A 20478-nucleotide genomic window follows, 5' to 3' on the forward strand; every position below is an offset into this window, starting at 1 on the left:
TTTACACTCCGGGGTGCCGGGATTGGTCATGGAGATACCGTTGGACTATACCGCGAAGCTCGACACTGCGATTAACCAACTTCATGAAGAAGGCCGGTACCGGACCTTTATCGATATCGAACGCTGCAAAGGGCACTTCCCGCATGCAGTGTGGACACGGCCGGATGGCAGCCAGCAGGACATCACTGTCTGGTGCGGCAACGATTATCTCGGCATGGGGCAACACCCTGTGGTGCTTGAGGCAATGCACGAGGCGATAGACGCGACTGGCGCTGGTTCTGGCGGTACGCGCAATATTTCCGGCACAACGGTGTATCACAAACGGCTTGAGGCTGAATTGTCTGATCTGCACGGCAAAGAGGCGTCGTTGTTGTTCACGTCGGCCTATATCGCCAACGACGCCACGCTAAGCACCCTGCCCAAATTGTTTCCGGGCATGATTATTTATTCTGACGCGTTGAACCATGCGTCAATGATCGAAGGCGTCCGCCGCAATGGCGGTGCCAAACGAATCTTTCGTCACAATGATGTGGCGCATCTGCGCGAATTGTTAGCCGCGGATGACCCATCCGCGCCCAAACTGATCGCTTTTGAATCCATTTACTCGATGGATGGTGATTTTGGCCCGATCGAAGAGATCATCGAGTTGGCCGAAGAATTTGGCGCCCTGACCTATATCGACGAAGTGCATGCTGTTGGCATGTATGGCCCACGCGGCGGCGGTGTGGCTGAGCGGGACAACCTGGCGCATCGCATTGACATTATCAACGGCACCCTGGCCAAGGCCTTTGGAGTGATGGGGGGCTACATTTCCGCCAGCGCAAAAATGATCGACGCGATCCGGTCTTATGCGCCGGGCTTTATCTTCACCACATCGCTGGCCCCCGCTGTGGCGGCCGGTGCTGCGGCCTCGGTTGCTCATTTGAAGAAGACACCGGAGTTGCGCGACATGCAGCAACAACAAGCCAAGATCTTGAAGTTGCGACTGAAAGGTCTGGGCTTTCCGATCATTGACCACGGCAGCCACATTGTGCCGGTCATGGTTGGTAACCCTGTGCACACCCAAAAACTAAGCGATATGTTACTGGCGGACTACGGAATCTACGTTCAGCCGATTAACTTTCCAACTGTGCCACGCGGCACAGAGCGCTTGCGATTCACGCCGTCACCTGTGCACGGCCCAAAAGAAATTGATGCATTGATTAAGGCGATGGACGCCCTGTGGTCCCATTGTGCGCTGAATCGTGCCGATCTGGCGGGCTAAGTCACGAGCGCACTGTAAAATTATTTAGGGTGTGTTACTAAAACGTCAATGAAAGAGTGCAATCGAATCGTTGGGACGATTTTATAGGCGCTCTGGACTGTGACGTGACAGGCAGGAATGGGATAGCAGGGATGATTGGGCGCATCACTCAGCGCAAGTCTAAAGTGCGTGAGGTAACTACACCTCGAAACTTTGATGACTACGAATTTCGCCTCGGAGATGCGATGCGCGGTGAGCGCGCAACTCTGGGTAAGTCCCTGCTGGATGTGCAGCGAGAATTGCGGATCAAAGCCTCCTATATTGCCGCAATAGAAAATTCCGACCCCAATGTGTTTGACACCCCCGGTTTTATCGCCGGGTATGTACGTTCCTACGCCCGCTATCTGAACATGGACCCTGAACAGGTGTTTGAGGATTTCTGCCGCGAAAGCGGATTTGAAGTTGCGCATGGGATGTCTACCAAAGCGTCGAGTAAACGTGCCGGACCGGCGCCTATTGCGACCGGCATGGGTGGCTTGGGGAATGATGCATTCACCGCGCCCAACACACCGTTTTCGCCGCATCAGGGCGGCGTCCTTGCAAATATCGAAGCCCGGGCCTTTGGGTCTATCCTGGTCTTGCTGGCGTTAATCGGCGGCGTTGGTTTTGGCGGATGGACAGTTCTGAAGCAGGTGCAACAGGTCCAAATGGCCCCAGTGGAACAAACCCCGGTGGTTCTGGCCGAACTGGATCCTTTGCTGAACGCAAATGCGATGTCGCTGAATTCAGAAGCGGCCTTTACGTCTGATGCATTGAACCGGTTATACCGTCCTCAGGCATTGGATGTCCCGGTCTTGATGGCGCGCGATGCCCCTATTTCGACCCTGGATCCAAGTTCATTTGGTAGCTTTACCTCCCCTGAACGCCCCAGCCAGGAATTCGCCGAGGCTCGCCTGCCGTCCTCGACTGTCACGGCGCAACCGGTACCGCAGGTCATTGAACAGGCTGCTCCGCAATTGGCCATGGTCGCCGTGCGTGAGTCTTGGGTGCGGGTTAGTGCTGTAGACGGTAGCGTGATCTTTGAAGGTATCATGAAACCGGGTCAGAGTTATGAAATTCCGGCGACTGAAGAGGCGCCATTGCTGCGCACTGGCGAAAGCAGCGCCATTTATTTTGCCTTGGGTGGGGCGCATTTTGGTCCGGTTGGCCGTCGTGGCGAAGTCACTAGTAATCTACCGTTGTCCATCGATAACGTAACTGATCGTTTTGATGTCGCCGACCTGGATCAGGATCGCGATTTGGCCAAAATGGTCGCCGAGCTTGGTGCTGCGACTTTCTCAGAGTAATCCACAGTTTCTAATGGCTGATGTGATGTCATGTGCCATTGCAGCGCGTCACATCTGGGCGTATCTAAAGGCAATTGACCTTTAGTCTGGATCCGCAAATGTCGATCAATCATATCCGCCCCTGGCGTAATATCGAACGCCGAAAAAGCCGTCAGATCATGGTTGGCAATGTGCCCGTCGGCGGTGATGCACCCATTGCAGTGCAGACAATGACCAATACACTGACGACGGATGTTGCGGCGACCATCAAGCAGGTTCAGGCTGCCGCCGAGGCCGGAGCTGATTTGGTGCGGATATCAGTACCAGATGAGGCCTCGTCCAAGGCATTGAAAGAGATCGTCGCAGAAAGCCCGGTGCCGATCATTGCCGATATTCATTTTCACTATAAACGCGGTATCGAAGCAGCTGAGGCGGGTGCGGCCTGCCTGCGGATCAACCCAGGAAACATCGGCAACGAGTCGCGGATTGCCGAGGTGATCAAGGCTGCTAAGGATCACAATTGCTCGATCCGAATTGGTGTTAACGCGGGGTCGCTGGAAAGGCATCTACTGGAAAAATACGGCGAGCCTTGCCCGGATGCGATGGTCGAAAGTGGGTTGGATCATATTCGCATATTGCAGGATCACGATTTCCATAACTACAAGATCTCGGTCAAGGCGTCGGATGTTTTCATGTCCGCAGCGGCCTATCAGCAGCTGGCCGACGCCACTGACGCCCCCATTCACCTTGGGATTACCGAAGCGGGTGGATTTGTGTCGGGGACAATCAAGTCGGCGATTGGTCTGGGGCAACTGTTGTGGATGGGCATCGGAGATACGGTGCGGGTTTCCCTTAGCGCGGATCCGGTTGAGGAGGTCAAAGTTGGATTTGAAATCCTTAAATCGCTGGGTCTGCGTCACCGAGGGGTAAATATCATTTCATGCCCATCCTGTGCGCGGCAGGGGTTTGACGTGATCAAGACCGTCGAGACATTGGAGCAGCGGCTGGCCCACATTCATACTCCAATGAGCCTGTCGATCATTGGCTGCGTTGTGAACGGCCCAGGTGAGGCGCTAATGACGGATGTTGGATTTACCGGAGGAGGGGCCGGGGCCGGAATGGTCTATCTGGCCGGTAAGGCCAGTCACAAAATGAGCAATGAGCAAATGGTCGACAACATTGTTCAGGAAGTCGAGAAAAAAGCAGCTTCGCTGGATGCAGCGGCTGAAGCGGCCGAATAATATTGTCTGGTCAAGTTTTGCAGGGCGCGATCTTATACGCACCCTGCACTTACTTCAGCCGCGTTGGTCGCGTTTGTCTGCAATAATCACTGACATTTGATCCGCAGGCAAATAGCCGCGCAACAATTCATCCTGCAAGACAAAGGTTGGGGTGCCGGAGATATTCATCCGCTGCGCAAGCGCGCGGGTTTGGCTCAGTTCCTGATTGATCTCGGGGGCGTTCATCGCTGCCATGATGGCATCTGTATCCAGCCCCAACCCTTCGGATAAGCGGCGCAGAGCCACTTCGTTTGGCTCGCCGCCAAATTCGATCAATGCGTCATGCACCTGCTTATAGGCATCGTTGCCTGCCACAATCCGGGTCGCAATGGCAAAGCGGGAGGTCAGGACCGAAGCCTCTCCCAGGATAGGGAACTCTTTGATTATCAGTTTGATATTGCCGTCAGCGGCAAGCAGCTTTGCCACCTCAGGAGCCGCCCGACGACAGTAACCGCAACGGTAGTCCATAAATTCAACCAGGGTAATATCGCCGTCTGGGTTTCCCCCGACCCACGAATAGCCATCATTGTGCAGCTCTTCGAGATTGTTAGCCACCAGTGCGTCGTCCTGTGCGGCTTCGGCCACGGCCTGGCGCTGCTCAAGCAGGTTTACTGCTTCGATGATCACTTCTGGGTTTTCCAGCAGGTAGGCCCGTACTTCGGCGCCAAATACGGCACGTTCGGCCTCGGTCATGGCTGTCAGGTCCAGCGCCTGAACCGGAGCGGTCAGCAAGGCGAGGGATGTAGCAAAACCAGTAAGGGCACGGGGAATACGCATCATTTCTATTTCCTTTTTTGATATTGTTCTGCAGCGATAAGCACATCTTGTGCCCGACGCCAAGTGGCAGAGCCACGCGGCAGCAATGAAGTTGCGCGTTTGGCGTGTCGGCCTGCGTCCTCCATGCGGCCCCTAAGCGCGTAACGTTCTGCTGTGACCAGTGCGGCCATGCCGTTTTGACCTGTTTTGGCATAGGCAAGCGACATGTCACGCAGCAGTCTTGCATCGCGAAAATCACGAGCCCGGGCTTTCTCCATCGCCTGAATAGCCCGTTTAGGCTGGCCTGCAGCCAGCAATGCACGACCATAGCTGCCCAAGATCAGTGGCTCAGAAGGGGCAAGATCGACGGCCCGCCGGTAGGCCGACAGGGCCTCGTTCCAGCGGCGGTTTTCCATCAGGATTTGGCCCTTGAGCTCATAAAAATAAGCATCATTAGGTCGTTGTGCCAGCGCGCCATTCAGCGCATTCAGCGATTTCTTGAGGTTGTTCAAACGGTGAAAAGCCACCGCTTCCCGCATCAGGCGTATATCGGTTGAACTTTCTTCGTGGGCACGGCGTTTCGTCCACTTTGGTGATCGGTTGAAAGCGGACAGTTTGCCCCGGACCCGGGCAAACCAATAGTCGGCCTCGGCATTTGGAGTGCTTCTGTCGCCATAGCTTGCGACATAGGATTTGGCGGCCCGCAGGCGGTCTCGGCTCAGCGGGTGGGAGCGCATATAGGGATCTTGGTTGGCAGTGCTTAAAATGTCCTGACCAGCAAAAACCTGGTGCAAATCAACCAGTCCTTGTGGACTGACGCCAGCCCGGGTCAAATAGCCCGCAGCCGAGCGATCAGCCGACGCTTCTTCCGCGCGAGTATGGGCGAGAAAGCTTCGCAGGGCAGAGCTTTGGGTGCCAACTGCGATTCCCGCTGCGGCGTCCCCGGCGCCTGCTGCCGCGGCCAGGACTGCCAATGCGACGCCAAGCCCTGAGATGGAGCTGGCAGACCGCATGTTCTGCATACGCCTGGACAGATGACCATTGGCAATATGCGCCGCCTCGTGGCCAATCACAGCCTGAAGCATTTCGGGGCTGGTGACCTTTAAGATCAAACCGTAGTTCACAAAAATGGTTTGAGAATCCACAACAAACGCATTGAAGCTGGGGTCATTGACCACCAGAACCCGCACACGTTTGGCGTTTAACCCGGCTGCCGTCAGAACCGGAGCGGCTAATTTGGTTAGGCCATGTTCGATGTCTGCATCGCGCAACAGGCCGATTGCTGCCGACGGCAAGGCCGATGCCATCAGGAACAATGTGCTCAATAACAGTGCCGGGATTGACGCCAGCCTGGATAAACGGTCAATAAACATGGCCGCACCATGGGAGATCAACATGCGAAACTCAACCCGGTCAAATGTCGATCCCTTCATTGTGATGGATGTCATGGAGGCGGCGCGTAAAGCCGAAGAGGCTGGCAGGCACATTATCCACATGGAGGTCGGCCAGCCGTCAACCGGTGCGCCCCTGGGGGCGCGGCGCGCCTTGGCCTCGGCGCTCGAACAAGATGCTTTGGGGTATACTGTGGCTTTGGGGCTTCCGGCGTTGCGACAGCGTATCGCGCAGTTGTACGGAGAGTGGTATAATGTTGACCTGAACCCGGATCGGGTGATTATAACGCCCGGATCTTCTGGTGCCTTTCTTCTGGGGTTTACGGCGCTGTTTGACAGTGGCGACCGGATTGGGATCGGGGCGCCGGGTTATCCATCGTACCGGCAGATCCTGAAGGCGTTGGGTTTGACGCCGGTAGACATTCAAACAGCGGCGGAAAACCGCCTGCAGCCGGTGGCCGCGAATCTGTCGGGGTTAAATCTGGCGGGACTTATGGTGGCTTCGCCTGCAAATCCAACCGGAACCATGCTGGGGCGCGATGCTTTGGGCGCGTTGATAGGGGCGGCGCAGGACCACGGGGCCAGCTTTATTTCGGACGAGATTTATCACGGGCTGGAATATGAGGCCAAGGCGGTGACGGCGCTGGAGCTGACAGATGACTGCTATGTGATCAATTCATTCTCAAAGTTCTTTTCGATGACAGGCTGGCGGGTTGGCTGGATGGTAGTGCCCGAGGACCATGTGCGGGTGGTTGAACGGATTGCCCAGAATATGTTCATCTGTGCCCCTCATGCCAGCCAAGTGGCGGCGCTGGCGGCACTGGACTGTCAGGACGAGATGCGGCAGCACCTTACTGTTTATGCGCGAAATCGCGACTTGATGCTGCAGGGGTTGCCAAAAGCCGGGTTCACCAAGATCGCGCCACCAGATGGGGCGTTTTACGTCTATGCGGATGTCACTGACCTGACCCAGGACAGTCGGGCCTTTGCCGCCGAAATTCTGGAGAAAGCCGGGGTCGCGGTGACGCCGGGGTTGGATTTTGATCCTATACGCGGCGCCACCACACTGCGGTTTTCCTATGCGCGCTCGACTGCGGATATCGAAGAAGGCTTGGCACGGCTTGAGACATTTATGGCATCACGGGTATGAGTGGACCTGCGGCGCGCGGGAATTTGGTCGGCTGACAGTGGGGCGTTGATCAAAAGTAATCGGTGCGGATAGCTAGGGCAGTGACGTAGGTTTGTTGCTACAAGAGGCGGAAAAGGCTTGGAAAAAATGAGCAGAATTTTCACGTGGGTTGCTGTTGTTGTAGCCGTGAGCTGGCAGGGGATGCCGGTGCTGGCGCAGACGCAGGGGTTCAGTGGTCTGGCGCGCGTTGATCCTGTGTCTAGCCGGATTGAGGACAGTGGATCCGGTGGTGCGCACATCGTACTGGGCCTAAGCCAGGGGGTGCCATATCGGTTGTTCACCCTGACCAACCCACCGCGTCTGGTGCTTGATTTCCAAGAAGTAGACTGGCGTGGGCTGAGTTCTGATAGTTTGTTGCAGGGGGAGCAGATTACCCGAGCTCAGTTCGGCACCTATGTGCCGGGTTGGTCCCGGATGGTGCTGAACTTGGCTGAGCCACTGAGTGTTCAAAGCGCGGCTTTGGATATTGATACGGTGACAGCACAGGCGACACTGCAACTGGAGTTGGTGAAAACCAGTCCCGAATCCTTTGCGGCACGGGCGGGGGCCCCGACGGATCCGCGCTGGGACCTTCCGGTCGCTGAGGATTTGGCTGCACCGATTGCACGAGGTCCGGATGCGCCACTGCTGGTTGTGTTGGACCCCGGTCATGGCGGTATTGATCCTGGCGCCGAAGTGAAGGGCGAGGGGAAGACCGTGGTGGAAAAGGATCTGATTCTGGGATTTGCCATTGAACTGGGCGAGGAACTGGTGCGCTCGGGCCGGTTTCAGGTGCAGCTGACCCGGGACGGGGATTATTTTGTCTCGCTGGAACGCCGTATAGCGCTGGCCCATCAGGCAGGCGCAGATCTGTTTGTATCCTTGCATGCGGATGCGCTGTCCGAAGGTCTGGCGCATGGTGCAACGGTGCATGTTCTATCGCCCGAAGCCTCGGATGTGGCCTCTGCCAAACTGGCAGAGCGCCATGATCGCAGTGATTTATTGGCCGGCGTGGATCTGAGTGATGCTGATGACCGGGTCACCGGCATTTTGCTGGATCTGGCCAGGCAGGAAACCCAGCCGCGCAGTGATGCGCTTGCCCGGTCGCTGGTAGACGGCATGGCCAATCAGGGTGGCCCGATGAACCGACGACCCCTTCGATCGGCGGGGTTCTCGGTTCTAAAAGCCGCCGATATCCCTTCGGTTCTGATCGAGATCGGGTTTTTGTCCAGTCCGCGTGATTTGAAGAACCTGCAGGATCCTGTGTGGCGCGCGGCGATGACGCGGGGGATTTTAAATGGATTGGTGGCCTGGCGGGAAGAGGATGCTGCGCGCCGTGCCTTGGTGCGGCAATAATTGTGATGAAAGGGTTGGGGCGCTGCCCCAAACCCCGGGATATTTATTGCCAGATGAAGATCCGGTGGGGTCTTTAGGGCTTAGATGGCGCATTCTCGCCATCTGTTGTTTTGACCATTGGCGCTGGCGTCCTTATACAGGCGGCGTGTGCACAGGAAGGCCGTAGAGTGCTTAGACTTATTCTCTCATTTTTTGGATCCATTTTTAGTACCATCACGCTGGGTATTGCGATGGTGGCCCTGACGATTGGCGCCGTGTTCTGGATTTATGGGCGCGATCTGCCCAGTCACGAATCGCTGGCGCAGTATCAGCCACCGACCATCAGCCGAATCTACTCGGGCGAAGGGCATTTGATTGATGAGTTTGCCAAGGAACGCCGGTTGTTCGCACCATCAAATGAAATCCCGGATCTGGTGAAGCAGGCGTTCATTTCGGCCGAGGATAAGAATTTTTATAGCCATAAAGGCTATGACATGCGCGGTATTGCAGCCGCTGCAATTGAGGCGGTGCGCTCTCGTGGGGCCAATGTGCGCGGGGCGTCGACCATCACCCAGCAGGTGATGAAGAACTTTCTGTTGTCGGGTGATCGCAAGGCCGAGCGCAAGATTAAAGAGATCATATTGGCGGCGCGGCTGGAAGAGACACTGAACAAGGATCAGATCTTAGAGCTCTATATGAATGAGATCTTTCTTGGTCAAAACTCCTATGGGGTGGCTGCGGCGTCCCAGACCTATTTCAACAAGACGTTGGATGAACTGGCACCACATGAGGCCGCATTTCTGGCGTCCTTGCCAAAGGCGCCGTCTGATTTTCATCCGGTGCGGCGCAAAGAACGCCTGACCGAGCGGCGCGACTACGTTCTGCAGGAAATGTTTCAGAACGGCTATATCTCGGAGGCTGTTTACAAGGTGGAAGTGGATCAGCCGCTGCGCTCGGTTCAGAACGGGGACTTTGAGAGCTTCCGCACCGCGCTTCCACCGCGCGACTATTTCACCGATGAAATCCGTCGCCAATTGTCTGTTGATTTTGGCGAGGGTGAGTTTTTCACCGGCGGCTTTACCGTACGTGCCACCATTGACGCAGAAATGCAGCGCGTAGCTGCGCTATCTTTGCGCACAGGGCTTGAGAAATACGACCGCTCGCGGGGTGTTTGGCGTGGAACTGATCTGACAATTCCAGCAGATATGCTGAAGGATGAGGCCGCTTGGCGGACAGCCCTGGCAGAGAGTGATGTGCCCAGGGACGTCACGCTGGGGGGCGACTGGTTTCCTGCGGTGGTGCTGGGGGTTGGCGATAAAGAGCTGAGCGTCGGCGTCGAAGGCGCGGAGGCCACCGGCGTGGTGCCACGTTCGGACATCAAGTGGATGAAGGGCAGTTTTAAAGACAATCTGACCATCGGCGATGTGGTGCTGGTGCGGGCCGTGACCAAGGATGATGCCTTTCAGCATTGGTCGCTGCGGCAGATTCCCGAAGTGCAGGGCGGATTTGTCGCCATGGACGTGAACTCGGGCCGGGTTCTGGCGATGCAGGGCGGGTTCTCTTATCAGCATTCGGTGTTCAACCGGGCCACCCAGGCACAGCGGCAACCGGGATCAAGTTTCAAGCCTTTTGTCTATGCCGCAGCCCTGGACAGTGGCTACAGTCCTGCGACCATTGTTGTGGATGCGCCGATTGAGGTGAACACGCCTCAGGGTTTGTGGCGGCCGCGCAATTCATCGAACAAATTTTATGGCCCAACACCGCTGCGCACCGGGATTGAACGGTCGCGGAACCTGATGACAATCCGTCTGGCACAGGAAATTGGCATGCCGGTGGTTGCAGGCTACGCCGAGCGCTTTGGTGTCTATGAGGAGATGGGTCCTTATCTGGCCAACTCGCTGGGATCCGAGGAAACCACGCTGTATAAAATGGTGACGGCTTATGCGATGTTTGCCAATGGCGGCGAACGGCTGGAACCGACGCTGGTTGACCGCATTCAGGATCGCGAAGGACTGACGATCTATCGCCATGATGATCGCGACTGCGTGGATTGTTCGTCCTCAATGCTGCCTGACGGCGCCGCGCCACGTATCGTCACCGACCGCGATCAGGTGATGGATCCGATCACCGCCTATCAGTTGACCTCGATGATGCGCGGTGTGGTGGAACGCGGAACAGCAGCTGGTAATGTTAATTTGGGCGTGCCCACTGCGGGTAAGACGGGCACCACAAACGAGGCGCGCGACGTTTGGTTTGTTGGCTTTACCTCGAACATAGTGGCCGGGTGCTACATTGGCCATGACCGACCAAAGCCGCTGGGGCGGGGCACCTTTGGTGGTAATACCTGTGGTCCGGTGTTTCAACAGTTCATGGAGAAGGCGACGGCCAAATATGGCGGCGGTCCTTTTGATGTGCCTCCGGGGGGCCATTTCATTAAAATCGACCGCTTTACCGGCGCCCGTTTACCGGATGAGGCCAGCGGCGAATATGTTGTTGCCGAGTATTTCCGCGATGGGGCTGAGCCAATTTTTGGTCTGAGTTATGATGGTGGCTTTGCCATGGGGTCAAACTTGCCGCTGTTTGAAGAAGTCAACTCGACCGGGCGGCAGGTGACAACTTCCAGCGGTGGCACGGCGATCTTGGGCCCTAAGGCAACCATTGGCACAGTTAGTACCGGTGGGCTTTATTGAGGCAAAGTGCTGGCCTTGGCGCTGGGTAAATACACTGTCAAATTATCGCGCCATCGTCTGTTAGATCACGGCGTAATCCGGGTGGACTGTTCAACGGATCTTCCCTGACTTTGCCGTTCAGTGCCTCAAGCACTTGGTCGCCGGGAAACTTCGCCGGTTGGTGGCGCAGATAATAATTGCAGCCTGAACAAGAATGACATTTGAAAGTTACTTTTGAAAAATCCGGGTTCTTACGGTGGCTAAACGATGAAGGTTTGATGGTGGGATCGGGCAGAAAGACATTCTGGCTTTTGGCCCGACTTGCCCGCAGCGCTAGGGTGGTCTATCACCCAGATCTGACAGGTCATTCCAAGGAAACCCAATGCGCGCCGAGATCCAAAACTTCGTGACCCAGATTGAAAAGTCTCTGGATTTGCTGGCCCAACGTATGGACTGGGAAACCGTGCCACATCGGTTGGAAGAATTTGATGCCAGGGTCGAAGATCCAAATCTGTGGGACAACCCGGACGCGGCGCAACAGCTGATGCGTGAGCGTCAGAACCTGGTTGATGCATTGGCCACTTATACGGATATCAAACAGGATCTTTCTGACAATATTGAGCTTATCGAAATGGGCGAGATGGAAGAGGATCAAGAGGTCATTTCTGAGGCCGAAGAGGCGATCAGGGCGCTGACCGCGACTGCAGCCGCAAAAGAGCTTGAGGCGCTGCTGGATGGCGAGGCCGACAGTAACGACACCTTTCTCGAGATCAATTCCGGGGCAGGTGGCACGGAAAGCTGCGATTGGGCCTCGATGCTGGCGCGGATGTATGTGCGATGGGCCGAGAAAAAGGGTTATAAAGTCGATCTGCAATCCGAGAGCGCCGGTGAAGAGGCTGGGATTAAGTCGGCAGCCTACAAGATTAGCGGCAACAATGCCTATGGCTGGCTAAAGTCAGAAAGTGGTGTGCACCGGCTGGTGCGGATTTCACCGTTCGACTCGGCAGCCAAACGGCACACGTCTTTCACCTCGGTCAAAGTGTATCCAGTGGTGGATGACAATATCGAAATCGAGGTCAACCCGGCCGATATCCGCATCGATACTTACCGGTCGTCGGGCGCAGGGGGACAGCACGTCAATACCACCGACTCGGCTGTGCGGATCACCCACCACCCGACCGGAATTGTCGTCACCAGTTCAGAAAAATCACAGCACCAAAACCGCGACATCGCGATGAAGGCGCTGAAGTCACGGCTCTATCAGATCGAGCTGGACAAACGTAGTGCCCTGGTCAACGAAGCGCATGAAAACGCTGGGGACGCGGGTTGGGGCAACCAGATCCGGTCATATGTGTTACAGCCCTATCAAATGGTCAAGGACCTGCGGACCAGCCATGAGACCTCGGATACCAAGGGCGTTCTGGATGGCGATCTGGATGGCTTTATGGCGGCCACTCTGGCTATGGATGTTGCCGGGAAAAGCCGTGCCGAGGCGCAGGGTTAAACTGCCTGCCGCCCGAATTAAGTTAATGAAAGCCGGGGGCACCCGGCTTTTTCTATGGGTTCTAATCATAAGTGATCCAGAGCAATTTTCGGTTGAACGACACCCATTTACGGGAAATATGCACCAATAATAGATGTATCTGAGCTGTCTATTTGCTTGTCTGAATTCAGCAGGTAGGTTTGGGAAAAACCAATGTGTGCCGAAAAATCCCGTGCCGTGAACCTGCTGTTCTACCGTCGTTTTTCTTGATTGATTGTACCAAGGTCGCAGTCCTTGTGTTGAACTTTTGACTGGACCAAAGGGCGGATTGTTTGGCTATAGGCCGGATCTCACTGAGGCTAGGGTTAATCATACTCCTGGCCCGACTGCACAAAGGTTGGAACTTATCCTGTGATCCGTGTGATCGGGGCAGCGGGGTCTTTGGGAGGAGACATATATGATCACGGAGAGAGCTTTTGGAGTACCTCAGCTGCGGCCAATGACGCTGGCTATACTCACTCAGGCGTTGCGTCAGGGCTGGCTAGATTTTCGGACCAGACCTGAACTTGGACTGATTTTTTCTGGACTTTATATTCTGGCTGGCTGGATCATGGTCTGGATCACGCAGGTGACCGGGACCACTTATTGGTTGGTTCTGGCCGCTATCGGGTTTCCATTGGTTGGTCCCTTCGCAGCAGTGGGGCTCTACGAGGTGTCACACAGACTGGAACAGGGAAGGCCGAAGAACCTGAAGGATGTCTTTCAGGCCGTACTGCAACAGGGCAGTCGCCAGCTTCCATCACTCTGTGCAATCATTGTCGTTGTGTTTTTGTTCTGGTTCTTTCTGGGCCACCTGACGTTTGCCCTGTTTCTTGGCTTGTCCCCGATGACCAACGTATCATCTTCATTGGAGGTGTTTTTGTCTGCCAATGGGCTAATGATGATGGCAGTCGGAACCGTAATCGGTGCGTTAATCGCGTTGCTTTTATTCATGATTACTGTGTTATCCCTGCCGCTCTTGTTGGACCGCGAAATCGATTTTGTTACCGCTATGATCACTAGTTTTCAGTACGTTAGCCGAAATTTTGTGCTGATGTTTGGTTGGGCCGTGTTTATTGCGCTTAGCACTTTCATCGGAATGTTACCCGGGTTTATCGGTCTGTTTCTGGTGCTGCCGTTGCTGGGGCATTCAAGCTGGCACGTCTATCGGCTAATCGTGATCGCAGACGGGGCGTGATAGAAATCCGCCTTGCTCCGGATGGGTGCGAGGAGCCAGCTTCAGTCCCATCGGACACATGGCAGGCCTAGCCTTGAGGTAACATATTAACGGAACGGATCGCCGACCTGCAGCAATCGCCGGTGAAACGGCATCAAGTCCGCCTCAGAGACAAATCCGGACCCACGTGCTGCGCCTAGGATATCACTGAATTGAGGGCCCAGGTGCTCGTAGACCATCCGAGTGGCCCGGATGCCGCTGGTGACTTCTCGCACCGTGCGTCCGACGTAACCAACCCAGAAATTATTTTCGAGCGAGGCCACCCGTGCAAGGTAATTGAACGAGCAGGTCAAGGCCCCGCGCCGGGCGATAATCAGCGCAACCCCGTCGTCCTGACGGGTCGCATAGCCGCGAAATTCCCGCGTCCGCGGGTCAGCTGGCAGGCCCTGATGTTGCATCGCAGCTTTGGGTTCAAACCCTTTGACATAGGTGACCCCCTCTGAGCGAAACACATAAGCCAGGCCAATCAAATACTGGTTATCCTTAAGAAAACTGCGTCGTGAAAACCGATAGACACCAGATGGGAAAGATTGCTCCGAAAGTGAGCTGACTCCTTGCCCAAGAAAATCGTTAAGAATTTTTCCGTTTAGGATTTGCCCTTTGGTTTCAAGGTTTTCGACGGGCTCGAGCAGGATACGCGCATCGACCTTGAAGAAAGAGCAAATACGGTCCAATACATCCGGCCGAGGGAAACTTTCGCCAGACAAATAGCGATTGAACTGGGTCCTGTTGATACCCAATTGACGCGACAATTCAGAAATGGACGGATATTGTTTGGAGAGATGGCGTAGATTAGCGCCAAACATGCTTCGTAGTTCTGCCGGAGAACGGGCTACCGATGACATTGGACACTGACCTTAAAATTGTTCAAATCAATAGTACGTTGCAACGCCCAGAGTGAAATTTTCAGGGCAGGTTTGTCTATTTGACGCCAATTAGTGACAGGAGTGACGCTAGGTTGAGTCTAGAATCTATCGGCTCAGACACAAAAATCAAGGGCCAGACGCAGAATTTACCATGTTTCAACGCTACCAATTGGACCAGAATTGAAGGGTGTTTAGTAACGAGGTATGACATGAACGGTGTGGTTCTCTGGAGTGATGTTGATCAGAACAAGGCTGTCATTTGGTGTGAAGATCAAGGCGAATTAGCATTCTTTGCTCAGAAGGCATCCTTTGATGTGGTGGATTTGCACGAAGGTGATTTGATTTGTTTTGATTTAACTGTGCAACATAATAAACGTATGGCGGAAAATCCCCAGATTTTAGAGGAAGCTGCCTGCATGGGGTTGGCGCGGAGCCTGAAAGTTGCTGAGCCTGAGACTGTTCCGAAGCAGGCCCGCAGTCAGGAAACTGCAAAAGTTATTCGATTTTCAGCCCACAAAAACCAAAAGCGGCGCGAAAATTCATCGCACCGCAATTGTGTAGGGTAGTTCTTGGTTTGCGAGGCGTTTAGTCGCCTCGCAGCAATGCAGCGACGCCGGTTCGGGCAACTTCGACCAATCCCAGTGGGCGCATCAGGTCCGCAAACGCATCGATTTTGTCCGGCGCCCCGGTGATTTCAAAAACAAAACTGGTCAGAGTGCTGTCGACAACATTGGCACGGAAAATATCGGCAAGACGCAAGGCCTCGACCCGCTTTTCGCCGTCCCCGGAAACTTTAAAAATCGCCAGTTCCCGCTCGACTGTTGCGCCTTCCACGGTCAGGTCGTGCACATCATGGACCGAGACGATACGGCCCAACTGGGCTTTGATCTGCTCGATCACCTGAGGGGTTCCCTTTGTGACAATGGTGATGCGGCTCAAGTGGCCGGTGTGGTCCACTTCAGCGACTGTCAGGCTTTCGATGTTGTAACCACGACCGGCGAACAACCCGATGACCCGGGCCAGAACACCGGGTTCATTTTCGACCAAAACCGCGAGTGTGTGCCGCTCCTGCACATCCGAAAATGTCGGGCGCAGGTTATATGCCGAATGGCGGGTGGAGCCTTTTTTGATGTGTAGGGCAGACATGTATAGTCCTTTTCGGTTCATCGTGACCCGGAAAAATATGCTTTTCCGGGCCGTTATCGGTAATGAGATCGGACCGGGTTAAACCAGTACCGCGCCACCAGCCTGAATGGCGCCTTCGGTATCGGCCTCACCCAACAGCATTTCGTTATGTGCTTTGCCCGACGGGATCATCGGGAAGCAGTTTTCATGTTTTTCCACCAGGCAGTCAAAAATCACTGGACCGTCATGTTGGAGCATTTCCATGATGGCGTCATCTAGATCTGCCGGGTCCGAGCACAGGATGCCCTTGGCGCCAAAGGCCTCGGCCAGTTTGACAAAGTCGGGCAGGGATTCAGACCAGGACTGCGAATAGCGCGATCCGTGCAGCAGTTCCTGCCACTGGCGCACCATGCCAAGACGTTCGTTGTTCAGGATAAACTGCTTTACCGGCAATTTATACTGCGTCGCGGTGCCCATTTCCTGCATGTTCATCAGCCAGGACGCTTCACCTGCGACGTTGATCACCAGCGAGTCCGGATGTGCCATCTGCACCCCGATCGAAGCTGGGAAACCATAGCCCATGGTGCCCAAGCCACCTGATGTCATCCAGCGGTTTGGGTCTTCAAAGTTCAGGAACTGTGCCGCCCACATCTGGTGCTGCCCCACCTCGGTGGTGATGTAACGGTCGTATTTCTTGGTCAGGGCCTCAAGCCGTTGCAAGGCGTATTGTGGCTTGATGATCTTTTTGCCCTGGTCGAAATTCAGGCAATCAACCTTGCGCCATTTGTCGATCTGACGGTTCCAGGACACCACAGCCTCCACATTGGTTTTGCGACCGCGTGATTTCCAGATCTTCAGGATATCCTCGAGCACATGGCCAACGTCGCCAACAATCGGGATATCAACGCGCACAACCTTGTTGATTGACGAGGGGTCGATGTCGATGTGCGCCTTGGTCGAACTTGGCGAGAAAGAAGTCAAAACACCGGTGATCCGGTCGTCAAAACGTGCACCAATGTTGATCATCAGATCACAACCATGCATGGCCATGTTGGCTTCGTACAGCCCATGCATACCCAGCATGCCCAGCCAATGTTTGCCCGAGGCCGGATAGGCGCCTAGTCCCATCAGTGTCGAGGTGATTGGAAAGCCGGTACTCTCTACCAACTCACGCAATAGCTGGCTGGCTGCAGGACCCGAGTTGATGACACCGCCGCCAGTGTAGAACACCGGGCGCTCAGCTTTTTCCAAAGCGGCAACCAGTTCGGTGATAGATTCCAGATCGCCTTTGACGGGTGGCTGGTAATGGGACGCCGAGGGTTTTGGTGCAGAATAGGTGCCGGTGGCAAACTGCACATCCTTGGGAATATCAACCAAGACCGGTCCAGGGCGACCAGATGTGGCAACGTGAAATGCCTCGTGCAGAACGCCAGCAAGGTTGTCAGTGTCCTTGACCAGCCAGTTATGTTTTGTGCAGGGGCGGGTGATGCCAACTGTGTCGGCCTCTTGAAAGGCATCGGACCCAATCATGAAACTAGGAACCTGCCCGGTGAGAACAATGATCGGGATCGAATCCAGCAGGGCATCAGTCAAGCCAGTCACCGCGTTGGTGGCACCGGGACCAGATGTCACCAGGGCGACACCCGGTTTACCAGTCGACCGGGCGTAGCCCTCAGCGGCATGAACCGCGCCTTGTTCGTGACGCACCAGAATGTGCTGGATGTCGTTTTGTTGAAATATTTCGTCATAGATTGGTAGAACAGCACCACCGGGATATCCAAATACTGTGTCCACACCCTGATCCTTCAGGGCCTGTATCACCATTCTTGCACCGGTCATCTCACGTGTCATCTGCATTGCTCCATTGGCGTCGTCGTCTGTGTCGATATTTCATTGCGCATAAAAAAAGCCCCCGATTTTTTGTCGGAGGCGCATGGGTTCGAAAATGGTTTACCGTTACCGGCCCATGCGCTTGGTTCCTACGATGACGACTAGGGTGGTCATTGCCCCTGGCTCCTTTTTGCGTTGAAGGCGACATTATTGTTGGTGGCAGGGGGCGTCAACAGGTAATCGAGTTGAATTTCGACCAAATTTTGACATTTAATTACGTTTGGATGGTGATTTGTGAAATATTCGCTAAATTCAACCTGAATATCCAACTATCTGTAAGCTGTTCGCTCGACTGACGGCGCAATCCAATGTCCTGCGCTCGAATATTGTCGGATGGGTGGCTTGGAAAATTGAATATTTCAGAAGGCCTGTGGTTTACAGACTGGCGCCAGTCCCCTGTAAGACACCGTGTTCCAGCGCATAACGGGTCAGTCCAGCGGTCGAACTTAGGCCCAGTTTGCGTTTGATATTCTTGCGGTGGGTCTCGACGGTGCGCACCGAGATGTCGAGCACCAGAGCAACCTCTTTGTTGGATTTCCCCTGTGCCAATTCCAATAGAATGGTCTGCTCGCGGGTGGTCAGGGACTCGCGGGTGTTGCCGTCTTTTGGTTCGAGCGAGCCTTTGGCGCCAGTACAGAGGTATTTTTGCCCCTGCATAACGGCATCGATGGCCAGCTTGATTTCGTCGGTCGGTACATCCTTTAGAATATACCCCATGGCACCGTGGCTTAGGGCGCTTGAGATATACTCGGGGCTGTCATGCATTGTCAGGATCAGGATCCGCGTTGCTGGATTTCGTTCCAGCAAGATTTCGGTTGCGCTTAACCCGCCAAGGTCCGGCATGTTCAAGTCCATCAGGATCACGTCCGGCGCCAGCTCTACGGCCTGGTCAACGGCTTCGCGACCGGTGTTTAAAGTGCCAACAACCTCGATGTCATCATAGCTTTCAAGAATGGATTGGATCCCTTCGGCGACCATCGGGTGGTCATCCACGATCAGTACTCGGATTGGCTTGGTCATCAGTTTTCCCAAAAGTGCATGGCGCGGTTCACGTCCCAATACCCCGGTGCTAGGGCAGAAGTTGAGCGTCTGCCCTGCCGCCGGGGGGTAGCAAGTGACTGAGCGGCAGTCGCGCTTCGATCACCGTGCCGCCTTGGGTGCCACGTGATGACAGAATACGCAGGGTGCCGTCAAGTTGTTCGATCCGTTCTTGCATATTACGCAACCCGATGCCGGGCCCACTACGGTCCTGACTGGCAGGCAGGCCAATGCCATTGTCTGTGATGCGCATAGTGGCCCCTTTGACATGACCGCGCAGGTCCATACTAACATGAGTGGCACTTGCGTGGCGCTCGATATTGGTCAGAGCTTCCTGTGCGATGCGATACAGCGCGATTTTGCTGTTCTGATCCAGTCGGTTGCTGAACACAACTGTGCTGAAATCAGTTTCGATACCCGTGCGGGAGGCAAAATCACTGGTCAATGCCTTCAACGCGGGCCCAAGTCCCAGATCGTCAAGCACTCCGGGTCGCAGGTCCCGGCTGATCCTGCGGACTTCGGAAATAGCGGTGCCCAGATTGTTGAGCCCCTTGTCCAGCGGTGGCAGGGCCTGATCATGGTCGCCCCGGGCCATGCGTCGGCGGGCATTGTCCAGGGTAAAGCGAACTCCAACCAAAATTTGACTGATGCCGTCATGCAATTCCCGCGCCACCCGGCCGCGTTCTTCTTCTTGGGTGTCAAAAACGCGCTGAGTTAGTTCTTTCAATTTGGCATCCGCCAGACGCCGCTCGCGGATGTTCAGCATCATACCCGAGGCGAACACTACGATCAGTGCGGTCAGCGCAATGGCACCGATGTATATAAAGGTCCGTTGAACCCTTGCCTCGACTTCTGCACGGGCAATTGCCACCGATGCCAAGACGTCATCGATAAACACACCAGTGCCGACCGCCCATCGCCAGTCCTGCAGGCCGACCACATACGCCACCATTTGAGCCGACTCTCCAGTAGAGGGTTTTTGCCACATGAAACTGTGCCAGCCAGCCCCCCCGCGCGCCAACCGGATGAATTCATCCACCACTGGCACCCCATTTTCATCACGCAGCCCGGACCAGTTCCGATTGATGAATTCGGTCTGCCGCGGGCTGACCAGATTGGTGCCGTCATAATCATAGACAAAGAAAAAGCCATCGGTGCCGTAGATCATTGAAGACAGGATTTGCGCCACTTGGGTTTTGGCGGTTGCGTCGTCAGGTTGGGCGCGGCCATAAATAAAGGAAAATCCGTTGCGGGCCTGGGTGACATAGTTTCTCAGCTCGGCTTTTTTTGCCTCAAGTAACTGATGTTCCAAGGCCTGTATTTCGCGTTCCGCCAGGGCGCGCGATTGATAGGCCACCAGAACAGCAATCGCCGTCACTGCTGTGAGCAAGGGGAGCGTTGCCAGAAGCGATAGCTTTTGTGCGTAATTTGGGCGGGTAAAGAAGCGGAAGAGGCGCATAAGGCGAATCGATACGCAATTGGCCACCGGAAATCAAAGCCCGGACGTGCAATTAAGTACGAAAGGCGCACATTTAGCAGGGAAGAGTTAGAAAATTGCGTAGAAACTCCAATTTTTTGGCCAAAAAAGCACGGATCTACGCAGTAGTAGGTATTCACATCGAATACGCCGAAG

16 protein-coding genes are annotated in these 20478 nt (G+C 55.0%); 9 read left to right on the forward strand and 7 right to left on the reverse strand.

Annotated features, from left to right (window positions below; translation table 11 throughout):
- The first annotated feature begins 40 nt into the window (after window positions 1-40).
- The 3 genes from hemA (at window position 41) to ispG (ending at window position 3809) form a co-directional block, all read left to right on the forward strand.
- Window positions 41-1264 carry a 5-aminolevulinate synthase gene (gene hemA, locus EBB79_RS07790; RefSeq protein WP_127750923.1) on the forward strand — a complete coding sequence of 408 codons (1224 nt, stop codon included), beginning with the start codon at window positions 41-43 and terminating at the stop codon, window positions 1262-1264.
- A 131-nt stretch (window positions 1265-1395) separates the two neighbouring features.
- Window positions 1396-2589 (forward strand): helix-turn-helix domain-containing protein, encoded by a 1194-nt coding sequence (locus tag EBB79_RS07795; RefSeq protein WP_127748383.1) that lies wholly within the window; start codon window positions 1396-1398, stop codon window positions 2587-2589.
- Between the two features lie 98 nt (window positions 2590-2687).
- A complete protein-coding gene (gene ispG / locus EBB79_RS07800) occupies window positions 2688-3809 on the forward strand; it encodes a flavodoxin-dependent (E)-4-hydroxy-3-methylbut-2-enyl-diphosphate synthase (protein ID WP_127748384.1) in 1122 nt (373 codons plus the stop codon).
- A 54-nt stretch (window positions 3810-3863) separates the two neighbouring features.
- Here the strand turns inward: ispG and EBB79_RS07805 are convergent, their stop codons facing one another.
- Together EBB79_RS07805 and EBB79_RS07810 are read right to left on the reverse strand one after the other, a co-directional pair.
- Window positions 3864-4628, reverse strand: a complete 765-nt coding sequence (locus tag EBB79_RS07805) for a DsbA family protein (protein ID WP_127748385.1) — start codon at window positions 4626-4628, stop codon at window positions 3864-3866.
- Window positions 4629-4630: 2 nt separating this feature from the next.
- Window positions 4631-6001, reverse strand: a complete 1371-nt coding sequence (locus EBB79_RS07810) for a M48 family metalloprotease (RefSeq protein WP_127750924.1) — start codon at window positions 5999-6001, stop codon at window positions 4631-4633.
- Between EBB79_RS07810 and EBB79_RS07815 the strand changes: the two genes are divergently transcribed.
- The 5 genes from EBB79_RS07815 to EBB79_RS07835 all read left to right on the forward strand — a co-directional run bounded on the left by EBB79_RS07815 (window position 6000) and on the right by EBB79_RS07835 (window position 13887).
- Entirely contained in the window at window positions 6000-7145 is a 1146-nt protein-coding gene (locus tag EBB79_RS07815) for a pyridoxal phosphate-dependent aminotransferase (RefSeq protein WP_127748386.1), read from the forward strand. The two genes, EBB79_RS07810 and EBB79_RS07815, sit on opposite strands and share 2 nt — an antisense overlap.
- Before the next feature lie 126 nt (window positions 7146-7271).
- Complete coding sequence (locus tag EBB79_RS07820) at window positions 7272-8519, forward strand: N-acetylmuramoyl-L-alanine amidase (protein ID WP_127748387.1); 1248 nt, start codon at window positions 7272-7274, stop codon at window positions 8517-8519.
- A gap of 167 nt (window positions 8520-8686) precedes the next feature.
- The gene (locus EBB79_RS07825; RefSeq protein WP_127748388.1) at window positions 8687-11188 is read left to right on the forward strand and encodes a penicillin-binding protein 1A; all 2502 of its coding nucleotides are present in this window, start codon (window positions 8687-8689) and stop codon (window positions 11186-11188) included.
- Between the two features lie 361 nt (window positions 11189-11549).
- Window positions 11550-12671: a peptide chain release factor 2 gene (gene prfB, locus EBB79_RS07830; RefSeq protein WP_127748389.1), complete on the forward strand. Its 1122-nt coding sequence runs from the start codon at window positions 11550-11552 to the stop codon at window positions 12669-12671.
- Window positions 12672-13107: 436 nt separating this feature from the next.
- Complete coding sequence (locus EBB79_RS07835) at window positions 13108-13887, forward strand: DUF2189 domain-containing protein (RefSeq protein WP_238705024.1); 780 nt, start codon at window positions 13108-13110, stop codon at window positions 13885-13887.
- Window positions 13888-13973: 86 nt separating this feature from the next.
- Here the strand turns inward: EBB79_RS07835 and EBB79_RS07840 are convergent, their stop codons facing one another.
- Window positions 13974-14771, reverse strand: a complete 798-nt coding sequence (locus EBB79_RS07840) for a helix-turn-helix domain-containing protein (RefSeq protein WP_177627788.1) — start codon at window positions 14769-14771, stop codon at window positions 13974-13976.
- Between the two features lie 230 nt (window positions 14772-15001).
- Here EBB79_RS07840 and EBB79_RS07845 point away from each other — a divergent pair, with 230 nt between their 5' ends.
- Window positions 15002-15358 (forward strand): hypothetical protein, encoded by a 357-nt coding sequence (locus EBB79_RS07845; RefSeq protein WP_127748390.1) that lies wholly within the window; start codon window positions 15002-15004, stop codon window positions 15356-15358.
- Between the two features lie 19 nt (window positions 15359-15377).
- Here the strand turns inward: EBB79_RS07845 and ilvN are convergent, their stop codons facing one another.
- The 4 genes from ilvN to EBB79_RS07865 all read right to left on the reverse strand — a co-directional run bounded on the left by ilvN (window position 15378) and on the right by EBB79_RS07865 (window position 20304).
- Window positions 15378-15938, reverse strand: a complete 561-nt coding sequence (gene ilvN / locus EBB79_RS07850) for an acetolactate synthase small subunit (protein ID WP_127748391.1) — start codon at window positions 15936-15938, stop codon at window positions 15378-15380.
- Between the two features lie 78 nt (window positions 15939-16016).
- On the reverse strand, window positions 16017-17768 hold the full coding sequence (locus EBB79_RS07855; protein WP_127748392.1) for an acetolactate synthase 3 large subunit: 1752 nt from the start codon (window positions 17766-17768) through the stop codon (window positions 16017-16019).
- Between the two features lie 414 nt (window positions 17769-18182).
- Window positions 18183-18827, reverse strand: a complete 645-nt coding sequence (locus tag EBB79_RS07860; RefSeq protein ID WP_127748393.1) for a response regulator transcription factor — start codon at window positions 18825-18827, stop codon at window positions 18183-18185.
- A gap of 49 nt (window positions 18828-18876) precedes the next feature.
- Window positions 18877-20304, reverse strand: a complete 1428-nt coding sequence (locus tag EBB79_RS07865) for a cache domain-containing protein (protein WP_127748394.1) — start codon at window positions 20302-20304, stop codon at window positions 18877-18879.
- Window positions 20305-20478 lie beyond the last annotated feature (174 nt).

Source organism: Parasedimentitalea marina, assembly GCF_004006175.1.
GTDB lineage: Bacteria > Pseudomonadota > Alphaproteobacteria > Rhodobacterales > Rhodobacteraceae > Parasedimentitalea > Parasedimentitalea marina.

Excerpts from the sequence above, each read along its gene's own strand:
- EBB79_RS07855 (WP_127748392.1), bottom strand. The coding sequence starts at position 17,768 with ATGACACGTGAGATGACCGGTGCAAGAATGGTGATACAGGCCCTGAAG.
- EBB79_RS07795 (WP_127748383.1), top strand. The coding sequence starts at position 1,396 with ATGATTGGGCGCATCACTCAGCGCAAGTCTAAAGTGCGTGAGGTAACT.
- EBB79_RS07845 (WP_127748390.1), top strand. The coding sequence starts at position 15,002 with ATGAACGGTGTGGTTCTCTGGAGTGATGTTGATCAGAACAAGGCTGTC.
- EBB79_RS07815 (WP_127748386.1), top strand. The coding sequence starts at position 6,000 with ATGCGAAACTCAACCCGGTCAAATGTCGATCCCTTCATTGTGATGGAT.
- ilvN (WP_127748391.1), bottom strand. The coding sequence starts at position 15,938 with ATGTCTGCCCTACACATCAAAAAAGGCTCCACCCGCCATTCGGCATAT.
- EBB79_RS07860 (WP_127748393.1), bottom strand. The coding sequence starts at position 18,827 with ATGACCAAGCCAATCCGAGTACTGATCGTGGATGACCACCCGATGGTC.
- EBB79_RS07805 (WP_127748385.1), bottom strand. The coding sequence starts at position 4,628 with ATGATGCGTATTCCCCGTGCCCTTACTGGTTTTGCTACATCCCTCGCC.
- EBB79_RS07810 (WP_127750924.1), bottom strand. The coding sequence starts at position 6,001 with ATGTTGATCTCCCATGGTGCGGCCATGTTTATTGACCGTTTATCCAGG.
- EBB79_RS07820 (WP_127748387.1), top strand. The coding sequence starts at position 7,272 with ATGAGCAGAATTTTCACGTGGGTTGCTGTTGTTGTAGCCGTGAGCTGG.
- EBB79_RS07835 (WP_238705024.1), top strand. The coding sequence starts at position 13,108 with ATGATCACGGAGAGAGCTTTTGGAGTACCTCAGCTGCGGCCAATGACG.
- EBB79_RS07865 (WP_127748394.1), bottom strand. The coding sequence starts at position 20,304 with ATGCGCCTCTTCCGCTTCTTTACCCGCCCAAATTACGCACAAAAGCTA.
- prfB (WP_127748389.1), top strand. The coding sequence starts at position 11,550 with ATGCGCGCCGAGATCCAAAACTTCGTGACCCAGATTGAAAAGTCTCTG.
- EBB79_RS07840 (WP_177627788.1), bottom strand. The coding sequence starts at position 14,771 with ATGTCATCGGTAGCCCGTTCTCCGGCAGAACTACGAAGCATGTTTGGC.
- ispG (WP_127748384.1), top strand. The coding sequence starts at position 2,688 with ATGTCGATCAATCATATCCGCCCCTGGCGTAATATCGAACGCCGAAAA.